The 19,473-nt window shown below is 35.8% G+C and carries 20 protein-coding genes and 2 riboswitches; of the genes, 11 read left to right on the top strand and 9 right to left on the bottom strand.

Annotation, left to right across the window (positions count from 1 at the left end; genetic code table 11):
- Window positions 1–12 precede the first annotated feature (12 nt).
- Complete coding sequence (glcK, locus tag AC3WVA_RS02830) at window positions 13–996, top strand: glucokinase (RefSeq protein WP_048531179.1); 984 nt, start codon at window positions 13–15, stop codon at window positions 994–996.
- Window positions 997–1,077: 81 nt separating this feature from the next.
- On the opposite strand, the gene AC3WVA_RS02825 is transcribed toward glcK, so the two are convergent.
- The gene (locus tag AC3WVA_RS02825) at window positions 1,078–1,251 is read right to left on the bottom strand and encodes a DUF2759 domain-containing protein (RefSeq protein ID WP_000524846.1); all 174 of its coding nucleotides are present in this window, start codon (window positions 1,249–1,251) and stop codon (window positions 1,078–1,080) included.
- Between the two features lie 170 nt (window positions 1,252–1,421).
- Between AC3WVA_RS02825 and AC3WVA_RS02820 the strand changes: the two genes are divergently transcribed.
- Window positions 1,422–2,051, top strand: coding sequence for an MBL fold metallo-hydrolase (locus tag AC3WVA_RS02820; RefSeq protein WP_098344865.1), 630 nt, complete (start codon window positions 1,422–1,424; stop codon window positions 2,049–2,051).
- Between the two features lie 9 nt (window positions 2,052–2,060).
- On the top strand, window positions 2,061–3,173 hold the full coding sequence (locus tag AC3WVA_RS02815) for a class I SAM-dependent methyltransferase (RefSeq protein ID WP_098344866.1): 1,113 nt from the start codon (window positions 2,061–2,063) through the stop codon (window positions 3,171–3,173).
- 144 nt (window positions 3,174–3,317) lie between these two features.
- Here AC3WVA_RS02815 and AC3WVA_RS02810 read toward each other — a convergent pair whose 3' ends face one another.
- The 4 genes from AC3WVA_RS02810 to metI all read right to left on the bottom strand — a co-directional run bounded on the left by AC3WVA_RS02810 (window position 3,318) and on the right by metI (window position 6,993).
- Window positions 3,318–3,608 carry an ArsR/SmtB family transcription factor gene (locus tag AC3WVA_RS02810; RefSeq protein WP_000894375.1) on the bottom strand — a complete coding sequence of 97 codons (291 nt, stop codon included), beginning with the start codon at window positions 3,606–3,608 and terminating at the stop codon, window positions 3,318–3,320.
- Window positions 3,609–4,041: 433 nt separating this feature from the next.
- Window positions 4,042–4,554, bottom strand: coding sequence for a cysteine hydrolase family protein (locus AC3WVA_RS02805; RefSeq protein ID WP_071757277.1), 513 nt, complete (start codon window positions 4,552–4,554; stop codon window positions 4,042–4,044).
- A gap of 166 nt (window positions 4,555–4,720) precedes the next feature.
- Entirely contained in the window at window positions 4,721–5,884 is a 1,164-nt protein-coding gene (gene metC / locus AC3WVA_RS02800) for a cystathionine beta-lyase (protein ID WP_492321775.1), read from the bottom strand.
- Window positions 5,881–6,993 carry a cystathionine gamma-synthase/O-acetylhomoserine thiolyase gene (gene metI / locus AC3WVA_RS02795; RefSeq protein ID WP_098344867.1) on the bottom strand — a complete coding sequence of 371 codons (1,113 nt, stop codon included), beginning with the start codon at window positions 6,991–6,993 and terminating at the stop codon, window positions 5,881–5,883. Before metI ends, metC begins: the two co-directional genes overlap by 4 nt.
- Before the next feature lie 93 nt (window positions 6,994–7,086).
- Window positions 7,087–7,196, bottom strand: a riboswitch (SAM riboswitch).
- Window positions 7,197–7,399: 203 nt separating this feature from the next.
- Window positions 7,400–7,509: riboswitch (SAM riboswitch) on the top strand.
- A gap of 70 nt (window positions 7,510–7,579) precedes the next feature.
- Here metI and AC3WVA_RS02790 point away from each other — a divergent pair.
- From AC3WVA_RS02790 to AC3WVA_RS02765, 6 genes are all read left to right on the top strand, one after another.
- Window positions 7,580–9,412, top strand: coding sequence for a bifunctional homocysteine S-methyltransferase/methylenetetrahydrofolate reductase (locus AC3WVA_RS02790; RefSeq protein WP_098345062.1), 1,833 nt, complete (start codon window positions 7,580–7,582; stop codon window positions 9,410–9,412).
- Window positions 9,412–12,810, top strand: coding sequence for a methionine synthase (metH, locus tag AC3WVA_RS02785; RefSeq protein ID WP_098519989.1), 3,399 nt, complete (start codon window positions 9,412–9,414; stop codon window positions 12,808–12,810). The genes AC3WVA_RS02790 and metH overlap by 1 nt, the downstream gene beginning before the upstream one ends.
- 18 nt (window positions 12,811–12,828) lie before the next feature.
- On the top strand, window positions 12,829–13,887 hold the full coding sequence (gene murG / locus AC3WVA_RS02780; protein ID WP_098519988.1) for an undecaprenyldiphospho-muramoylpentapeptide beta-N-acetylglucosaminyltransferase: 1,059 nt from the start codon (window positions 12,829–12,831) through the stop codon (window positions 13,885–13,887).
- 96 nt (window positions 13,888–13,983) lie between these two features.
- Window positions 13,984–14,244 (top strand): DUF3966 domain-containing protein, encoded by a 261-nt coding sequence (locus AC3WVA_RS02775; RefSeq protein WP_000817964.1) that lies wholly within the window; start codon window positions 13,984–13,986, stop codon window positions 14,242–14,244.
- A gap of 97 nt (window positions 14,245–14,341) precedes the next feature.
- A complete protein-coding gene (locus AC3WVA_RS02770) occupies window positions 14,342–14,716 on the top strand; it encodes a nucleoside 2-deoxyribosyltransferase (protein ID WP_098344869.1) in 375 nt (124 codons plus the stop codon).
- Window positions 14,717–14,795: 79 nt separating this feature from the next.
- Entirely contained in the window at window positions 14,796–15,284 is a 489-nt protein-coding gene (locus AC3WVA_RS02765) for a hypothetical protein (protein ID WP_141539417.1), read from the top strand.
- A gap of 38 nt (window positions 15,285–15,322) precedes the next feature.
- On the opposite strand, the gene AC3WVA_RS02760 is transcribed toward AC3WVA_RS02765, so the two are convergent.
- Window positions 15,323–15,634: a hypothetical protein gene (locus tag AC3WVA_RS02760; RefSeq protein ID WP_001093241.1), complete on the bottom strand. Its 312-nt coding sequence runs from the start codon at window positions 15,632–15,634 to the stop codon at window positions 15,323–15,325.
- A 253-nt stretch (window positions 15,635–15,887) separates the two neighbouring features.
- Between AC3WVA_RS02760 and AC3WVA_RS02755 the strand changes: the two genes are divergently transcribed.
- Entirely contained in the window at window positions 15,888–16,103 is a 216-nt protein-coding gene (locus tag AC3WVA_RS02755) for a DUF3912 family protein (protein WP_141539416.1), read from the top strand.
- Window positions 16,104–16,190: 87 nt separating this feature from the next.
- The gene (locus AC3WVA_RS02750; protein ID WP_048531153.1) at window positions 16,191–16,598 is read left to right on the top strand and encodes a hypothetical protein; all 408 of its coding nucleotides are present in this window, start codon (window positions 16,191–16,193) and stop codon (window positions 16,596–16,598) included.
- Window positions 16,599–16,754: 156 nt separating this feature from the next.
- Here AC3WVA_RS02750 and AC3WVA_RS02745 read toward each other — a convergent pair whose 3' ends face one another.
- From AC3WVA_RS02745 to AC3WVA_RS02735, 3 genes are all read right to left on the bottom strand, one after another.
- Window positions 16,755–18,149 (bottom strand): L-cystine transporter, encoded by a 1,395-nt coding sequence (locus AC3WVA_RS02745; protein WP_001094339.1) that lies wholly within the window; start codon window positions 18,147–18,149, stop codon window positions 16,755–16,757.
- 107 nt (window positions 18,150–18,256) lie between these two features.
- On the bottom strand, window positions 18,257–18,499 hold the full coding sequence (locus AC3WVA_RS02740) for a DUF2626 domain-containing protein (protein ID WP_000440714.1): 243 nt from the start codon (window positions 18,497–18,499) through the stop codon (window positions 18,257–18,259).
- A 125-nt stretch (window positions 18,500–18,624) separates the two neighbouring features.
- Window positions 18,625–19,320, bottom strand: a complete 696-nt coding sequence (locus AC3WVA_RS02735) for a helix-turn-helix transcriptional regulator (RefSeq protein WP_098088693.1) — start codon at window positions 19,318–19,320, stop codon at window positions 18,625–18,627.
- Window positions 19,321–19,473: the final 153 nt, after the last annotated feature.

Raw genomic sequence — 19,473 nt, 5'->3', positions numbered from 1 at the left:
TAGGTAAGCAACATGGAAGAGAAATGGTTAGTTGGTGTTGACCTTGGTGGTACAACGATTAAATTAGCATTTATTAATGTGTACGGTGAAATTTTACATAAGTGGGAAATCCCTACGAATACAAATGAGCAAGGAAAACATATTACACTTGATGTAGCGAAAGCTATTGATAAAAAGTTAGAAGAGTTAGGCGAATTAAAAAGTAAGTTAATCGGTATTGGTATGGGAGCTCCTGGTCCTGTACACGTGGCGTCTGGAATGATTTATGAAGCGGTTAACTTAGGATGGAAAAACTATCCGTTAAAAGATTTATTAGAAGTAGAAACAGGATTACCTGTTGTTATTGATAATGATGCAAACTTAGCAGCACTTGGTGAAATGTGGAAAGGTGCTGGTGAAGGAGCGAAAGATTTAATTTGTATGACTCTTGGTACTGGCGTTGGCGGCGGTGTAATTGCCAATGGTGAGATTGTACACGGCGTAAGCGGTGCTGCTGGTGAGATTGGACACATTACAGTCGTTACAGAGAATGCTTTCCCATGTAATTGCGGGAAGTCTGGTTGCCTAGAAACTGTAGCATCTGCTACGGGTATTGTGCGTGTTGCTATGCAAAAAATACAAGAGACTGATAAAGAAAGTGTTCTACGTTCTATGTTAGCAGAAGAAGGACGTATTACATCAAAAGACGTATTTGAAGCACATGGACAAGGCGATGAACTAGCAGGCGAAGTAGTAGAAAAAGTAGCTTCTTATTTAGGTTTAGCTGTAGCGAACCTTTCTAGCACGTTGAACCCAGAGAAAATTGTTATTGGTGGAGGCGTTTCTAAAGCTGGAGATGCACTATTAGAACCAATTCAACGTTATTTCGAGCAATATGCTTTCTCACGTGCTGTAAAGAGCACGAAGTTAGCGATTGCAACACTTGGTAACGATGCAGGTGTTATCGGAGGAGCTTGGCTTGTAAAAAAGCACAAATACGAAGCGAAGATGATATAAGTTGTGAACTATGAAAAGAGGAAGGGGAATCCCCTTCCTCTTTTTGTGTGAGATCTTGATGAAGAATAACATGTAAATGAATTAAGCTGCTGGTGGGTACCCGTTATATAGAACAGTCATAATTGTAAACCATCCGAAAACGAGTACAGTTGCAATTGCAAAGCCGCCTGCGAAAAAATTCTTTTCACGAAGTGTTCTAAGCGTAGCAAATACAGCTAACAGAGTGACTAGTGCAAAAATAATAACAAGGCCCATACAATATCCTCCTCTGTCTACCCATTCCTAAATATGAGTTTTTAGAATATTAACTCTTTTATATTGTACATGTTTTAAAAATGATTGTCGAGATAGCATCCTTTCTTTTCCTAAGAGAAAAAAATGTTGTATCATTGAAAGTAAGTTTAATAATTGGAGGAGATTTTCATATGAAGTGGATACAAATGCCGTTAGGCCCATTACAAACGAATGCTTATATTTTAATGAATGATCAAAATGAGTGTATTATCTTTGATCCTGGTCATGAAGGAGAGAAGCTCGTTACATATTTAAAAGAAGAACAATTAAAGCCACTGGCTGTTTTATTAACACATGCTCACTTTGATCATATTGGAGCTGTTGATGCGGTAAGAGACGCTTTTCATATTCCTGTGTACGTACATAAAGAAGAAGCAGATTGGTTAGGAGATGCAACTGTAAATGGGTCTCAAATTTTTATGATGAATCGCAGCATTACAGCAAAACCAGCAGATCATATTATTGATGCAGAAGGTGCATTAGCAATTGGCTCATTTAATTTTGAAATTTTTGAAACGCCAGGACATTCTCCAGGTAGTATTTCGTATTACTGTAAAGAGGTGAATGCTGTATTTTCTGGAGATGTATTGTTCCAGATGAGCATCGGAAGAACAGATTTACCTGGTGGAAGTTTTGCTGAATTGATTGGAAGTATTGAAGAAAAATTATTTGTATTACCTGATGAAACAGCGGTGCTATGTGGACATGGTCCAGAAACAAGCATTGGTTTTGAAAAAGAAAATAATCCATTTTTACAGTAAGGAGCTAATATGGAGATGGAGCTCGTTTTAAAAAAGTGGATGGAAAAAGAAAAGGATTATTCAATTTCATACAGTACATATATGAACCTCGCATTATACGCAGAGGAACATGGATATTATATGAAAGAACGTGAAAAAATCGGCAGACAAGGGGACTTTTTTACAAGTAGCAACGTATCCTCTGTTTTTGCAAAAACCTTTGCTAAGTTTTTTATTCGTCTTGTTGAAAGTGGTGAAGTTGCTCCGAATATTTGTGAGATTGGTGGGGGAACAGGAAGGTTTGCCTATGATGTTTTACAAGAGTGGAAGCAATTATCTCCAGAAACCTTTATGGATTTAAACTATTCAATGATTGAAATGAGCCCTTTTCATAGAAAATTACAGCAGGAAAATCTTTATTCGTTTTCTAATGTTTCGTATTATACGTCGCATAGTGAAATGGGAGAATCGTTCGAAGGGATTCTTTTTTCGAATGAGTTATTTGATGCATTTCCTGTTGAAGTAATTGAGAAGAGAAATGGAATATTGTATGAAGTACGTGTTACGTACACAGAAGAAGGGAAACTTGCAGAAGTATGTAGACCGTTACATAAACGAATTGGTCGATACTTATTGAAATATAATATTCATCTTGCTGAAGGCCAACGTTTTGAAGTGCCAATTGCGATGGAAGAATATATAAAAGAAATGGCGAAATGGTTTCAACGAGGTGTATGTATTACAGTTGATTATGGATATACAAAAGAAGAATGGATGCATCCTGCACATCAGGAAGGAAGTTTAAGAGGATATTACGATCATAAGTTAATCCGTAATCCTTTAGTACATCCAGGTGAAATGGATCTTACTACTCATATTCATTGGGACGAACTGAAAGAGATGTTTAGCTTGCAAGGTATGCATACAGTATGGCATAAGAAGCAATCTGAGTTTTTGTTGGCAGCAGGAATATTAGAGCAGCTTACGAATCATCAAGATAGGAATCCTTTTTCTGAAACTCAAAAACAAAATCGAGCAGTTCGTTCTATGATTTTGAGCGGAGGGTTAGGGAGTGCATTTGATGTTGTTATACATACGAAACATATGGAACAGTTACAATTGAATCGGTATTTGAAAATATAAAAAAACAAGACACAGCATATTTCTGTGTCTTGTTTTTTAATACGACTTATGTAGCATCATATATTTCCTCTCATGATATATATTTATATTAAAGATATGAGATGAAAAATATAGAATACGTCCTTTTTCTCTGTTTATGAGTCCCTAACCCAATAATACGCGAACGAGTTGAATAATAGTCTCGTTTTCTACTTTGTAATAAATTTCCAATCCTTTTCTTTCACTTGAAACGATTTTAGCACTTTTTAATTTTGCTAAATGCTGTGAAATTGTAGATTGTGGCATGTTTAAGCCAGTGTACATTGTAGAAACGTTGCTTGGACCACGTTCAATTAATCCTTTTACAATACATAAGCGAACAGGATGAGCAAGTACTTTCAATAATTCTGCATTGCTTTCATATAGTTCAATTTCTTTTTGAAAGGTTTCTAACATGTTCTTTTCCACCTCCGTGTGAGCTGTTATACCATATTATACATACCAAAAAATTAAAGAAAAGGAAACAGTTGTTGCAGAAAAAAAGTCCTAAAGTAAAGAAATTGTAAGAAAAGAGACCCTGATGTAAATAAAGTAGATGATTTAGCATGGTTTTGTAAAATGACATTTTTGGGTGAAAATTTCGATGCGTTTTAAAAATTGAAAGATATAGATATATTTGTAACACAATTTTATCATGATTTTCTTATTCTTTCAAATGAATATACAAAATTTTTAAAATAATATGACAAAGGAATTATAATGTTATATATAGAATATAAAACAGGTTAAAAGAAAAGAAGCTGAATGTAATCAGCTTCTTTATGGTGAAAATGAAATGTTTGAATATAGCTGATAAATCTTAGAATTACCAATACATTAATTATGTATTCTAGATTTCATCTTGCATCAACTTTAAAAATCTGTGGTTCCATATATTCTCATAAAAATCAATTGTCTCTTTTGCGGACATAAATGGATTATTTAACGTAGAGGTAGCTTTCTGTACCATAAAGTTTTCGTATCCTAGTCCATGGGAAAACTTAATCGTAGCATCCATGCAGTACTCTGTTTGGGCACCACAAAATTCAATACGTTGTACAGATAATTGCTCTAAAATCTCTTTTAAGTTTGTTTTATAAAATGAATTGGCATGTGTTTTTCTTACAAAAAGATCTTGTTCTTGAACATCTAAATCAGCGTGAATATCCCAAAGTTCTTTTTCGGGAACTAAATCATCATCACAGTGTTGAACAAAAATGATTGGTTTATTTGATTTTCTGTATGAAGAAATTCTTTTATTTACTTTTGTAAGTAGCTTTTGTAAATCGAATAAATGCTCCCCGCTATAACATACTCCATTTTGTAAATCGATAACGATTAAAACATCTGCACAAGTATCCATTATTTTCACTCCTTTTTATTTCTTAATATATCAATTAATCCACTATTCCGAAATAGATAATATAATTTTATTTTTTAATGAACTATATAGTTAGAAAAGGGCTAAAACGAATAGGATAGACAACATAAAAAAGATATGAAAACTTAATTTCATATCTTTTTTCGCTCTATGCATTTACAGGTTCTTCTACATAAGAAAGGGCATTTTCAAAATCAGATATTAAATCGTCAACATTTTCAAGGCCGACGGATAACCGAAGTAATGAATTCGAAATCCCTCTTTCATCACGAGCTTCTTGCGATAGTGCTGCATGTGACATTTTAGCTGGGTAGGAAAGGATTGATTCGACAGCTCCTAAACTAACCGCAAAGACAGGTAATTTAACTTTTAATAAAAATTGGCGGAGTGCGTCTTCTGATTGTAAAGTGAAAGATAGGACAGCTCCTGCTGATGTAGCTTGAGATTGTTGAATATTAAATCCCATATGTGTTTGTAAGCCAGGATAATAGACATTTTGAACTTTAGTGTGGTCTTGTAAATAGTGTGCAATTTTATTGGCGTTAGCCGCTGAATGCTCAAGGCGTACATGCAATGTTTTTAGACCGCGAAGTACGAGAGAACAATCTTGCGGGCCTAAAATCGCGCCGAATGCATTTTGTAAAAATCCAAGTTTTTGAGCGAGTTCGGCATCTTTTACAACCGCTAATCCGGCAGTAACATCACTATGCCCGGCAATGAATTTTGTAGCACTATGAAGAACGACATCGGCGCCAAGATCAAGTGGTTTCTGGAATAGTGGTGTCAAAAATGTATTATCAACAAAAGTAAGGGCGTCAATAGATTTTGCAAGTTTAGAAACAGCACGAATATCTGTCACTTTTAAAAGTGGATTAGAAGGTGTTTCCACATAAAAGAGTTTTGTATTTGGCTTAATGTTTTGTTTTATTTCTTCTAAATTGGTCATATCAACAAATGTATGTGAAACACCGTAACGGGAGAGAACTTCAGTTATGATTCGATAAGTCCCTCCGTATACGTCTTCTGAAATGAGTACGTGATCACCTTGTGAAAGGAGGAGGAATGCAGTAGAAATTGCTGCAATTCCTGATGCGAAGGCAAAACCTTTTGTTCCGCCTTCTAATAAAGCAATGATATCTTCAAGCGCTTCACGTGTTGGATTACCAGAGCGGCTATAGTCATATTTCCCGAACGTATCTACATCAAATTGGTGGAATGTTGATGTATTATAAATGGGAACGTTAACAGCTCCTGTTTGCGAGTCATGTTTATATTGGTTGTGTAGTAAGAGTGTATCTATAGAATAACTCATATTCTTACACCTTCTTTTACAAGTTTAATGGCTTGCTGTAAGTCTTGAATTAAATCGTTACTATTTTCAATGCCAACGGAAAATCGAAGAAGACGATTACATACACCGTTTGCTGTTCTGATTTCTTCAGGGATATCAGCATGTGTTTGCGTTGCTGGATAAGTCATTAAACTCTCTACACCACCGAGACTTTCAGCAAATGTAATTAAGGATAAAGATTGTAAGAATGGATTAATCCACGTTTCATCTTTTAGACGAAATGAGATCATGCCGCCTCTTCCAGGATAAAATACGTCTGTCACACCGTCTTCATCCTTTAAATAAGCGACAACTGCTTTTGCATTTTCTTCATGTTGTCTCATGCGAAGCGCTAATGTTTTCATACCGCGGATTAATAACCATGAGTCAAATGGGCTTAAGACCGCACCTGATGCATTATGATAATGGGCGATTTCCTCACAAAGTTCCTTTCCTTTTGCAACGACAAGTCCGCTTAGTACGTCGTTATGTCCTCCTAAATATTTCGTTGCGCTATGAATTACAATGTCGGCGCCTTCTGTTAATGGCTGTTGTATATAAGGTGTGTAGAATGTGTTGTCTACAATAAGAAGTAGTCCGTGTCTTTTCGCTACAGTTGCGACAGCGGCAATATCAGTAACTTGCATTAATGGATTAGTTGGAGTTTCTATGAAAATAGCTTTCGTTTCAGTTGTGATAGCTTGCTCAATTTGTTTAATAGATTGTGTATTTACGTATCTACATCGAACATTCCACTTTTTTTCATGCTCAGAAAATAATCGATAAGTCCCGCCGTATAAATCTTCAGATACAATAAGTTCGTCTCCAGAACGGAATAGCGAAAGGACGAGGAGAACAGCCGCCATTCCAGAGCTACAGGCATAACCTTGTTCGCCGTATTCTAAGTCTGCGATTGCTTGCTCTAAAAGACCACGGGTTGGATTTCCAGTTCTTGAATAGTCAAAGCCAGTAGATTTACCAATTCCTTCGTGACGATAAGCAGTTGAGAAATAAACAGGCGGGTTAACAGTTCCTGTTGTAGTTTCGCTCCGATTTCCGATTTGTGCTAGTTTTGTTTCAATAGTTGACATGTAAAAATTCCTCCTTTTTAAATGAACAATTAAGTGAATGTAAAATAAAAAAAGCCTTCTAAGAAGAAGGCTTTCGGTTTGAATAGAGTCTTCTTCTCATCTGTCAAATCTTTCACAATTTGCTGGAATTAGCACCTTATTAACAAATGTTAATGGTTGCTGAGGCGTCATAGGGCCAGTCCCTCTACCTCTCTAGATAAGAATGTTCGTATGAAATTTTATTATGTTTTTAACTTTACAACAAAAGATAATTGAATTGCAACTTTATTTTAAATAATTTTTATTTTTCCGCAAGTGTCATTGACTTTTGCATTTGTGCGTGCTAAATTTATTAAAAAATTAACAAACATTGTTAAAAGGGGAACGCATTTCCTTTTAGCTACATAAATAAAATAATAAAGACAAACTCTTATTGAGAGCGGTGGAGGGAAAGGCCCTGTGAAACCCGGCAACCTTCAAACGAAATGTTTGAAACGGTGCTAATACCTGCAAAACGAATGTTTTGCATAATAAGAGGAGGATCGATTATGTCCCCCTCTTCAAAGTGAAGAGGGGGTTTTTATATTGATAGAAATGAGGGAGATTGGTGAAATTACTAGATTTATTATCAAAAGGAATTGTAATAGGTGATGGTGCGGTTGGAACGTTATTACATTCACATGGCTTGCAAAGCAGTTTTGAAGAATTGAATATATCTGATCCAGATTTAATTATATCGATTCATAAGCAATATGTAGCTGCTGGGGCAGATGTAATTCAAACAAATACGTACGGAGCAAATGAAGCGAAATTACGTATGTATGGCTTAGAAAATCAAGTTACTGAAATTAATAGAGCGGCAGTCAAACTGGCGAAAGCATCTGTTACAGAAAAAAATGCGATTTTAGGAACAATTGGTGGTATGAAACATATCGGAGCTGTTACGACAACTGATATGGAGCGAGAATTTATGTTACTGGAACAGGCAAGTGCATTACTAGAAGAACAGGTGGATGGACTGCTGTTAGAGACTTTCTATGATGAGTTTGAATTACTTCATGCTGTTCAGGTGTTACGAAAACAAACGAATATTCCAATTGTAGCTCAATTAGCGTTACATGAGGCAGGTACGACTCAAAATGGAAATGATGTAAATGAAATATTAAAACAGCTTTTAGATTATGGTGCAAATGTCGTTGGATTGAACTGCCAACTAGGGCCGCTTCATATGACAGAAGCTTTTAAAATGATATCGATTCCGAAAGATGGTTATTTATCAGCATACCCAAATGCAGGTCTCCCGAATTATGTGGAGGGACGTTACGTATATGAGGGAAGTCCGGCTTATTTTGAAACGATGACACCGAAATTTATTGAGCAAGGTATTCGTTTATTGGGTGGTTGTTGTGGCACTACGCCAGAACATATTGAAAGCATGAAACGTGCTGCTCTAAATGTTACGCCTGTAATAGAGAAGGATACGATTCAAAGGCCGAAAGTAGTTCATACACACGAGAAACGTTCGAAAGCTCATGTCACTTTAGCAGAGAAAGCAAAAAAACAAACGACAGTAGTAGTGGAATTAGATCCACCGAAAACGTTAGATACGCAGCGGTTTTTTGAAGGCGCAAGAGCATTGAAAAGAGCTGGAGCAGATGCTATTACTCTAGCAGATAATTCATTGGCGTCGCCTCGCGTCTCGAATATGGCAATGGGAGCATTATTAACGAAGCACGATATTCCGGTATTGACGCACTTAACGTGTAGAGACCATAACGTCATCGGACTACAATCTCATTTACTAGGCTTATCGGCGTTAGGCATGGAAGAAGTGTTAGCTTTAACTGGTGATCCAGCACGCGTCGGTGATTTTCCAGGTGCCACTTCTGTATATGATTTGTCCTCTATTGAGCTCATTAAAATGATTAAAGAAATGAACGATGGGCGCTCCATTTTAGGGAAATCAATAGGGCCAGCAACAAGGTTTTCAGTGGGAGGTGCTTTTAATCCGCATGTAAGACATTTAAAAGCGGCGGTTAAGCGGATGGAACGGAAAATAGATGCTGGAGCGGAATATTTCTTAACGCAGCCAATTTATGATATCGCGTTAATTGAAGAAGTGTATGAAGCGACAAAGCATTTAGAACAACCTATGTTTATTGGGATTATGCCATTAATAAGTAAACGGAACGCAGATTTCCTTCATTTTGAGGTGCCAGGTATTACGCTACCTGAAGAAGTAAGAGAGAGAATGGATGGACATGAAACGAAAGAAGCAGCAATTGAGGAAGGGATTCGTATTTCACAAGAATTGATCGACGCGGCGATGAAATATTTTAACGGCATTTATCTTATTACACCATTTCTAAAATATGAAATTACAGAACACCTCGTTAAATATGTGAGAGAAAAGCAAGAAGTGAAAGAAGGTATTAATTGATGAAAAGTATAGAAGAAAAATTACAAAATAACATCTTAATATTAGATGGTGCAATGGGAACAATGATCCAGCAAGAGGACTTAACGGCGGAAGATTTCGGAGGAGAAGAGTACGAAGGTTGTAATGAATATTTAGTAGAAACAAGGCCTGATGTTATTTTAAAGATTCATAAAGCTTATATTGAAGCTGGAGCGGATATTATTGAAACAAATACATTTGGGGCGACAAATATTGTATTAAGTGATTATGATTTGTCTCATTTAGATGAGGAACTAAATGAGAAGGCAGCACGTTTAGCGAAGCAAGCGGTCCAAGAAAGCGGGAAGGAAGTATATGTTGCGGGAGCGATGGGGCCGACAACGAAAGCGATTAGTGTTACTGGAGGTGTGACATTTGAAGAATTAATTGAAGCTTATACGCGGCAGGCAAGAGGATTATTGAATGGAGAAGTAGATGTATTACTCGTTGAGACGAGTCAAGATATGCGTAACGTGAAGGCTGCTTATATTGGAATTCAAGCAGCTTTTGACGAACTAAATAAAGTAGTACCTATCATGATTTCGGGAACGATTGAACCGATGGGAACGACTTTGGCGGGGCAAACAATTGAGGCTTTTTACTTATCGATAGAGCATATGAAGCCATTATCTGTTGGATTAAACTGTGCGACTGGTCCGGAGTTTATGAGAGACCATATTCGTTCTCTATCTGATTTGTCGGAGTGTTACATTTCTTGCTATCCAAATGCAGGTCTTCCTGATGAAGATGGACATTATCATGAATCTCCATCTTCTCTCGCTGAGAAAGTGAAACGATTCGCTGAAGAAGGCTGGGTTAATATTATCGGTGGTTGTTGTGGTACAACACCAGAACATATAAAAGCAATGAAATCTGCGCTAGCGTCTCTTAAGCCGCGTGAACACCACGAAAGAGCTGGACACGGGGTTAGTGGATTAGAGGCACTTCAATATGATGATTCTATGAGACCGTTATTTGTTGGTGAAAGAACAAACGTTATTGGATCACGCAAATTTAAACGATTAGTAGCAGAAGGGAAATTCGAAGAGGCTGCTGAAATCGCTAGAGCGCAAGTGAAGAAAAATGCTCATATTATTGATATTTGTATGGCAGACCCGGACCGGGATGAAATAGAAGATATGGAAAACTTCTTGGCAGAAGTTACGAAAGTATTAAAAGTCCCGATCATGATTGACTCAACAGATGAAAATGTGATGGAGCGAGCTCTTACTTATATTCAAGGAAAAGCTGTTATTAATTCAATTAATTTAGAAGATGGAGAAGAACGATTTAAAAAAGTGACACCGCTTCTTCGGAAATATGGTGCTGCAATTGTAGTTGGAACAATTGATGAAGATGGTATGGCAGTAAGTGCAGAACGAAAACTAGAAATTGCGAAAAGAAGTTACGAGTTATTAACGACGAAATATGGTATACGCCCGTCAGATATTATTTTTGATGCACTTGTATTTCCTGTAGGTACAGGTGATGAAGAATATATTGGCTCGGCGGCCGCGACGATAGAAGGGATTCGCCTTATTAAAGAAGCGTTACCAGAGTGTTTAACGATTTTAGGTGTAAGTAACATATCATTTGGTTTACCACCAGCTGGACGAGAAGTATTAAATTCCGTCTTTTTATATCATGCAACGAAAGCAGGATTAGATTACGCGATTGTGAATACGGAAAAATTAGAGCGCTATGCGTCAATTCCTGATGAAGAAAAACGTCTTGCAGATGCATTACTTTTTGAAACAACGCAAGAGACGTTAGAAAAATTTACAAACTTTTATCGCGTGGCAAAAAAGAAAGATATCGTTATCCAAGAAACATTAACTCTTGATGAAAGGCTCGCAAATTACATTGTAGAAGGTACGAAACAAGGGTTACACGAAGATTTAAGTCTTGCGCTTACAGAAGAAAGAAAACCTTTGGATATTATTAATGGTCCCCTTATGACAGGAATGGATGAGGTAGGACGATTATTTAATAATAATGAGCTTATCGTTGCTGAAGTATTGCAAAGTGCTGAAAGTATGAAAGCTGCTGTAAGTTATTTAGAGCCACATATGGAATCTAGTGATAGTGCGAAAAAAGGGAAGGTGTTATTAGCAACTGTTAAAGGTGACGTACATGATATCGGGAAAAACCTTGTTGAAATTATTTTATCGAATAACGGATATGAGATTATTAATTTAGGGATCAATGTTCGCTCGGATCGAATTGTTCAAGAAGTACAAGAAAAGAAGCCTGACATTATTGGTCTTTCTGGTTTATTAGTAAAATCAGCGCAACAAATGGTAACGACTGCTGAAGATTTAAAAGCGGCAAATATTGATATTCCAATCGTTGTAGGCGGGGCAGCGTTAACGAGAAAATTTACAGATAATCGTATTTCACCATCATATAAAGGGCTCGTATGTTATGCGAGTGATGCGATGACTGGTCTTGATATTATTAATAAGCTTCAAAAAGAAGAAGAGCGTGAGAAGATGAAACAAGATAAGAAAGAACGTCATCTTCATATCGTAACAAAAGAAGAGAAGAAAGTAGAAATTCCAGCAGTAATTGAACCATTACCGAAGGCCGAAGTTATAGTGCCTGATTCAACAAAACGAATCGTATTACGCGATATCCCAGCCCTTCATCTCGCTCCATTTTTAAATAGACAAATGCTACTTGGACATCACCTTGGATTAAAAGGAAGTGTGAAGAAGCTTTTGCGAGAGGGAGATAAAAGAGCGCATGAATTAAATGATTTAATTGACGAATTATTGCAGGAAGGACAATCTTGGTTAAAGCCGAAAGCAGTGTATCAATTTTTCCCTGCGCAAAGTGATGGACAAAACATTGTAATATATGACCCAGAAGATCATACGCGTGTTATAGAACGTTTCACATTCCCGAGACAAGGAAAAGCACCATACCGTACTTTAGGTGATTATTTACGCCCGGTTGGAGATGAAATGGACTACGTTGCTTTCCTATCTGTTACGGTTGGGGAAGGTGTTAGGGACATTGCTGAAGAATGGAAAGCGAAGGGTGATTATTTACGCAGTCATGCCATTCAATCGTTAGCACTTGAACTAGCAGAGGGCCTTGCTGAAAAAACACATATGCTTATTCGTGATCGCTGGGGTATTCCGGATTCACCAGAACTGACGATGGAAGAACGTTTCCGTACGAAATATAGAGGAATACGCGTGTCCTTCGGTTATCCAGCATGTCCAGAACTTGCGGATCAAGAAAAATTATTCCGCCTTATTCATCCAGAAGAAATAGGTATTTCATTAACGGAAGGATTTATGATGGAGCCAGAAGCATCTGTAACGGCTATGGTATTTTCTCACCCTGAGGCAAGATATTTTAGTGTATTATAGTGTAGAAGGGGGAGACGTATGAAAAAAATAGTCTTTACAGGTGGCGGTTCAGCAGGTCATGTAACACCTAATTTAGCCATCATTCCGCATTTACAAGAACAAAATTGGGATATTTCTTATATTGGTTCTCATCAAGGAATTGAGAAAACGATTATAGAAAAGGAAGGCATTCCGTATCATAGTATTGCAAGCGGAAAGCTACGCCGTTATTTTGATTTAAAAAATATAAAAGATCCTTTTCTTGTAATGAAGGGTGTTATGGATGCATATGTAAGGATTCGAAAACTAAAACCGGATGTGATTTTTTCAAAAGGTGGTTTCGTATCTGTACCAGTCGTAATTGGAGGATGGCTAAATAGAGTCCCTGTTTTATTACATGAATCTGATATGACGCCAGGACTAGCGAATAAAATTGCGCTCCGTTTTGCTTCGAAAATATTTGTTACATTTGAAGAAGCTGCGAAACATTTACCGAAAGAAAAAGTAATCTATACAGGTTCTCCTGTACGTGAAGAAGTGCTAAAGGGAAATTTGGGAAAAGGTTTAGCATTTTTAGGTTTTTCACGTAAAAAGCCAGTTATTACAATTATGGGAGGAAGTTTGGGCGCGAAGAAAATTAATGAAACGGTTCGAGAAGCGTTACCAGAACTTCTGAAAAAGTATCAAATTGTTCATCTTTGCGGAAAAGGTAATCTTGATGAAAGCTTACAAAATAAAGAAGGATATAGACAATTTGAATATGTACATGGAGAACTACCAGACATATTAGCGGTAACAGATTTTGTTATTTCACGTGCGGGCTCTAATGCCATTTTTGAGTTTTTAACATTGCAAAAGCCGATGCTTTTAATTCCTCTATCAAAATTTGCAAGCCGTGGAGATCAAATACTAAATGCAGAGTCTTTTGAAAGACAAGGATATGCTTCCGTATTGTATGAGGAAGATGTGACTGTGAACTCTCTTATAAAGCATGTCGAAGAATTAAATCAAAATAATGAGATGTATAAAACAGCTCTAAAAAAATATAATGGAAAAGAAGCAATTCAAACAATCATTCAACATATTTCAGAGGCATGATGAAACAATCATGCCTCTTTTACTAGGATGAAAGATTCCAAGAAACGGTGTTTTTATGTTACAATAACAAATGGATTAGTAGGGAAATTCCAATTAATGAAGCGTGAAAATACGAATGGATTAGGAGTGACTGTGTTGGAGCTAAGTCTCTATGAAAATACTGCACTTATTATATGCTTTGTGTTGTACGTTGGTAGTGTTATTGTTTATATTTCAAGGAAGTTTTCGCAAGAAAGAGAGCTTGAAAAATCAGAAATAACAGCTGAACTAGAAATGTTAGCTGATGAAAGTTATAAAAAACAAAAAATAAAAGAAGACCATGAGGCATCCCATCATTTAAACGCAAATAAGTTTTAAAGGTGGGGATTTTTTTTTGAAGTTGTTCTTTATTATGTTTATAGCAAATAACGCTAAAATGGAGTTTCCCCCTTATATAATGAAGGAGTGTATATAAATGAATTTTTATATCGCCTCAGGATTCCAAAATAAACACCTTGTACGTTCTATAGCAAATGAACTGGAACATGCAGGATGGAACCATACATATGATTGGACTAAAAACGAAAGAGCATTGAATCAAGAACAATTAAGAGAAATTGGTCAGGCAGAAAAGAATGCTATTAAAGAAGCGGATGTATTTTTACTTATATTAGATGGTGGAAACGGGAGCCATACAGAGTTTGGAATGGCGATTGCGCTAGAGAAAAAGATATATGTATATCATGAAAGAAATCCGCTCCAAACAACGTTCTATCATTTGCCAGAAATAAATATTTTTGAAGGAGATGCAACTGAATTTGCATCTTATGTTGTGAATCATGTGAAATAATAGTAACCACCTAAAAGGTTATAAAAGGGATCTTTTGGGTACAGTGATGATAAGAAACATATATAAAGGAGTACATAATATGAAATTAGAACATGGATGGGAAACGAGCTTTTTAGAAGTCGTACAAAATAGTGAATTTAAGAAAGATGCACAGCTTAGTCAATTGCTTTGTGAGGATAGTGAAGAAGTTGAGGAGCTTGTTGATGATTATGGCTATGAAGAAATCATTAACCGCGAACATGATGATGAATTAGCTGATATTTTAGGAGAAGAACTTTTTAGTGAGATGGAACGATACGTATTCTTATCTTCACAGCCAGAAGAAAAACTTATTTCATTCGTAAATGGATTAGGTTTTCATGTGTTAGATTGGATCGTTCTTCTTGAAACAGAATTTGGCATTGATAGTGCAAACTTTACGTCAGACGCCGTGAAAACGTTAGAAAAGCGTTTTAGACAATTTCCATACATAGAGGACAAGACAATTTTTGATATGAAATTTGGAGAAGCAATGGATGTATTAGAGTCCATTACAGGATTACAACTGAAGGAAAAGATGAACGTATAATGTAAAAAAAAGAACGTGATTACCTCACGTTCTTTTTTTTACATTATAATAATTTTGTCATCTAGTTTTGTTTGCCCGCTAAGAAGTGCGTTTAAATATTCTACTTTTCTTATACAAGCCTGTATATGTCTTTCAACCTCTTGCAACTCTGCTTGGTGATGTGTTTCAATCGGATGAATTTGTACGTTGAATTTTTCAAATTGACTACTATATGTTATTTCTGCATAGCCGCTCATAATATCCATTTCGTTATGAAATAAAAATTGTTTCGTTTTATCACAGAATGATACATTCTGAAAGCCATATACTTTTAATGCTTCAATTACTTTTTTAATCATTTTTGTATTCATTTTTTTAACCCTCTTTACGAAGTTCTACTTATACATTATACCATAAAAAATTACAGGGAAAGCGCTTCCAAGTGTATTTTATTATAAACTTTACGTTTCAATCACAAAAATGAAACAAAGAAAAAATAATTGTAAAGAAGGGAGGACTCTTTTATTGTTTCGTCATATATATAGAGAAATAGTGCAATGAAAGGAAATTTTCCGAGGTGGAGATCGTATTTCCAATTTGAGCGCAGTAAAAGAGGTGAAAATCTTGAACTTTGATATTGTAGGACAAAAAGCATATATAAAAAATGGACCGCATCGGAACCGAATTGGAATTGTAAAGAAAAACGAGACAAAATTAGAATCACAGTTTGCTATTGCAATTGGAGAGCAAATCATTGATGTAGAGCTAAAGGATATCGTGTTAGTTGGGGTGGACGTAGGACAATTTCATAAATGGTGCGAACAAAATGGTTATTTGTGAAAAGGACGGGCTGTGAGATAATGAAATATATTTGAGAAAAGAGAATATGTAATTGTATTCTCTTTTTCTATGTGTAAGGAGATAGCAATGAAGTATAAAGAACGAGATTTTACATTGGAATTGAAAGAGAAAATTCAATGCATGGAGAAGGAAATAGAGAGAATATCATTTAAACTTTTTAAAGAGCATTCACATTTGTACATAGAAAAAAACATGGAATTATTTATAGAACTCATCAGAGATAAAGAATATCCTTTTGAAACAGGATATTCTTCATCCATTTCGATAGCTGTATTAGATGAAGAAGGGAAGATGATTGAATTTTATACAGTTCCTATCTGGGAATGTTGTAATTATTTTTTAGGAGTACCGCTTCAAATAAGGATTTGGGGAAGTAAGTTAAGTGGTGAACTTGTTGATGAATCTTATTGTGAGATAGAGGAGGAGTTAAAGGAGCGGTTGGAAGAGTTTTTACAGTTTGCAGATGAGGAATAATAGTTAGTCTTTAGTTTAAAATTAATAGTTATTAAAAAATGAAAAATGGTATATTTTTGTTATATCTATACGTGATGCCTTATGTATTAAAAGACAAAGAGAAAGATGAAAAGAACTAAAAAAGGACGCTAACAGTTTTTGTTAGCGTCCTTTTCATTATGAAGCAATTTCACCAGTTTTTGTATCATCTTGATTGTACGTATCTTGATCTAATTCACCAAGCCATTTACTAGAAATAAGACCTGCTGTCATAGAACCACTTACGTTAAGAGCTGTACGACCCATATCAATTAATGGTTCAACTGAGATAACAAGAGCGACAATACCGATTGGTAAGTTCATTGTAGATAGTACGATTAACGCTGCGAATGTTGCACCGCCACCAACACCGGCAACACCGAATGAGCTAATAGCAACGACAGCGATTAAAGTTAATATAAATTGTGGTTGTAATGGATCAATTCCTACAGTTGGAGCGACCATCATTGCAAGCATTGCTGGATAAATACCTGCGCAACCGTTTTGACCGATAGATACTCCAAATGATGCTGCGAAGTTGGCAATTCCTTCTGAAATACCAAGTTTTTCTTTTTGCGCTTCAATATTTAATGGCATTGCACCAGCACTAGAGCGAGATGTGAATGCAAATGTTAATACAGGGAATACCTTTTTCAAATATTGAATTGGATTTAAACCAGATAGAGCAATTAATAATAAGTGGATAACGAACATTACGATAAGTGCTACGTAAGACGCTAACACGAAGTTACCAAGTTTTAAAATAGCATTTATGTCGCTACCAGCAACTGTTTTTGCCATAAGAGCTAATACGCCGTATGGAGTAAGACGTAAAATTAATGTTACCATACGCATTACGATTGCATATACAGCATCAAGCATTTTCTTAAATAGCTCTGCTTGTTCTGGATATTTTCGTTTTACACCTATAAAGGCGATACCGATAAAGGCTGCAAATATTACAACAGAAATTGTTGATGTTGGACGAGCACCTGTTAAATCAAGAAACGGATTTGTAGGTAACAGCTCTAATAATTTATCTGGAATTGTTGTTTTTTCAATAGAAGTAAATCTTTCTTCAACTAGCTTCAGACGAGCAGATTCTGCATCACCTTGTTGCAGGCCTGTTGCTGATACATCAAATCCTGCACTTGCAGCGATACCGACAGCTGCAGCGATTCCTGTAGTAAGAATTAAAATTCCGATAATAAGACCACTAATTTTACCAAGGTTTTTCGTTAACTGTAATTTTGTAAAGGCTGAAATAATAGATACTAAAATAAGTGGCATAACGATCATTTGAAGTAATTTCACATAACCGTTACCGATTAAGCCAAACCAAGTATTTGATTCAATAATTACTTTAGAAGTTGGTTCATAAATAAATTGTAATATAAGACCGAATATAATTCCGACTCCTAAAGCAGTAAATACACGTTTATTAAAAGATACATGCTTACGTTGCATATAATATAATACGCCAACTAAGATGAGCATGACTGCAACGTTAATTCCGACAAGCAGTGTATTCATGTTGATTCCCCCTAATTCCAATCTGTTATATAGAATATAAAGTAATAAAACCTATAAGTCAACTAGGAAATTGCGGGATTAAAAAAAAGATGGCAAAATGCCATCTTTTAATGTCCAGCCCCAGGGACAAGTAAAAACGTCGTGTAGTATGTAAATCCTATGAAGAAAACAGTTAAATATGCCCCAAATACGTATATATACATACGCTCTGTTAAATTTAAATAGCTTAAAAGTACGAAGAATCCTGTTTGTCCTAAAAATAGTAGTGCGGTCGAATGCATATCCCCTACATAAAACATAACCGAGAAAATTCCAGTCCAAAAGCCGAGAACGCGAAACATGCGCTCCATGCCATCTCCCTCCTTTTCTAAAAAAAGTAAACCTCACTTCATTATAGTTTATTTTTCTTACTATTGTAAATATTCGTTCATATAAAAAGAAGCCAATTATAACTGGCTTCTTTTTATATGAGAAATTAAATTGTTAGTTTATAATTACAAGATTTACATCCATCTAGTAGACTATCGTTTCGTGTTAATTCCGTGTTAGGGAATAGGATTTCAAAAATCCCTTTCATCATATCTCCGTGCATATTACAAATTTCAGTTGGGTGATGAACAGCAACTTCTTTAAATGGACAATTGTGTACATCATAGAAAATTTTCGTTCCATCTGCACTTAATTCAAATGCAGGTGATAAGCCAGCTGTTGAGAAAGCTTCTTTTGCAATTTGAACTTTTTGTTCCACTGTTAAAGCATCTTCACTTACATTTAAACGCAGCATATGTTGTTGCATTAATTCGGCTCCGAATTGTTTTCCAGTTTCGTATAGCGCTTTTTCACCAGCAGCGCCAAGGCTAAGTAAAGAATTAAATGCGATTCTTGCTAGCAATTGATAATCACGGAATGGAAATTGTAATTGAATCACATCATCAGATAATACATATAATCTGCTTGGGCGTCCGCCTTTTCCAGTTTTCTTCGTTTCAGATTTCAACATATGAACATCTTCTAATTTAGATAAATGTAAACGCGCTACGTTTGGATGAATGTCAAACTCATCTGCAATTTCTTGTACCGTTACGTAACTATGTTTTTGAGAAATATATTTATAAATGTAATAACGAGTTGGATCAGATAATACACCTGTAATTTTTAAAGCTTGTTCCATGAGGATCTCCACCTTTATCACTTTATCCAAGATAATAACATTATAATACAGATAAACTTCCATATAGGTAATTTCAGACAATAATTCGGAAATTGTTCATAATTTCACAAACATATTTTTCCTTTTTGTTCTAGTGAAAATACAAAAATACCG

It is taken from the genome of Bacillus sp. EB106-04-02-XG92, assembly GCF_058791995.1.
The sequence above is the reverse complement of the archived record's forward strand: the minus strand, read 5'-3'. Positions and strand labels throughout refer to the sequence as shown.

Excerpts from the sequence above, each read along its gene's own strand:
- AC3WVA_RS02805 (WP_071757277.1), bottom strand. The coding sequence starts at position 4,554 with ATGGATACTTGTGCAGATGTTTTAATCGTTATCGATTTACAAAATGGA.
- AC3WVA_RS02750 (WP_048531153.1), top strand. The coding sequence starts at position 16,191 with ATGAAGTATAAAGAACGAGATTTTACATTGGAATTGAAAGAGAAAATT.
- glcK (WP_048531179.1), top strand. The coding sequence starts at position 13 with ATGGAAGAGAAATGGTTAGTTGGTGTTGACCTTGGTGGTACAACGATT.
- metC (WP_492321775.1), bottom strand. The coding sequence starts at position 5,884 with ATGAGTTATTCTATAGATACACTCTTACTACACAACCAATATAAACAT.
- AC3WVA_RS02775 (WP_000817964.1), top strand. The coding sequence starts at position 13,984 with ATGAAGCGTGAAAATACGAATGGATTAGGAGTGACTGTGTTGGAGCTA.
- AC3WVA_RS02745 (WP_001094339.1), bottom strand. The coding sequence starts at position 18,149 with ATGAATACACTGCTTGTCGGAATTAACGTTGCAGTCATGCTCATCTTA.
- AC3WVA_RS02810 (WP_000894375.1), bottom strand. The coding sequence starts at position 3,608 with ATGTTAGAAACCTTTCAAAAAGAAATTGAACTATATGAAAGCAATGCA.
- AC3WVA_RS02760 (WP_001093241.1), bottom strand. The coding sequence starts at position 15,634 with ATGAATACAAAAATGATTAAAAAAGTAATTGAAGCATTAAAAGTATAT.
- AC3WVA_RS02770 (WP_098344869.1), top strand. The coding sequence starts at position 14,342 with ATGAATTTTTATATCGCCTCAGGATTCCAAAATAAACACCTTGTACGT.
- AC3WVA_RS02820 (WP_098344865.1), top strand. The coding sequence starts at position 1,422 with ATGAAGTGGATACAAATGCCGTTAGGCCCATTACAAACGAATGCTTAT.
- metH (WP_098519989.1), top strand. The coding sequence starts at position 9,412 with ATGAAAAGTATAGAAGAAAAATTACAAAATAACATCTTAATATTAGAT.
- AC3WVA_RS02815 (WP_098344866.1), top strand. The coding sequence starts at position 2,061 with ATGGAGATGGAGCTCGTTTTAAAAAAGTGGATGGAAAAAGAAAAGGAT.
- murG (WP_098519988.1), top strand. The coding sequence starts at position 12,829 with ATGAAAAAAATAGTCTTTACAGGTGGCGGTTCAGCAGGTCATGTAACA.
- AC3WVA_RS02735 (WP_098088693.1), bottom strand. The coding sequence starts at position 19,320 with ATGGAACAAGCTTTAAAAATTACAGGTGTATTATCTGATCCAACTCGT.
- AC3WVA_RS02740 (WP_000440714.1), bottom strand. The coding sequence starts at position 18,499 with ATGGAGCGCATGTTTCGCGTTCTCGGCTTTTGGACTGGAATTTTCTCG.
- AC3WVA_RS02825 (WP_000524846.1), bottom strand. The coding sequence starts at position 1,251 with ATGGGCCTTGTTATTATTTTTGCACTAGTCACTCTGTTAGCTGTATTT.
- metI (WP_098344867.1), bottom strand. The coding sequence starts at position 6,993 with ATGTCAACTATTGAAACAAAACTAGCACAAATCGGAAATCGGAGCGAA.
- AC3WVA_RS02765 (WP_141539417.1), top strand. The coding sequence starts at position 14,796 with ATGAAATTAGAACATGGATGGGAAACGAGCTTTTTAGAAGTCGTACAA.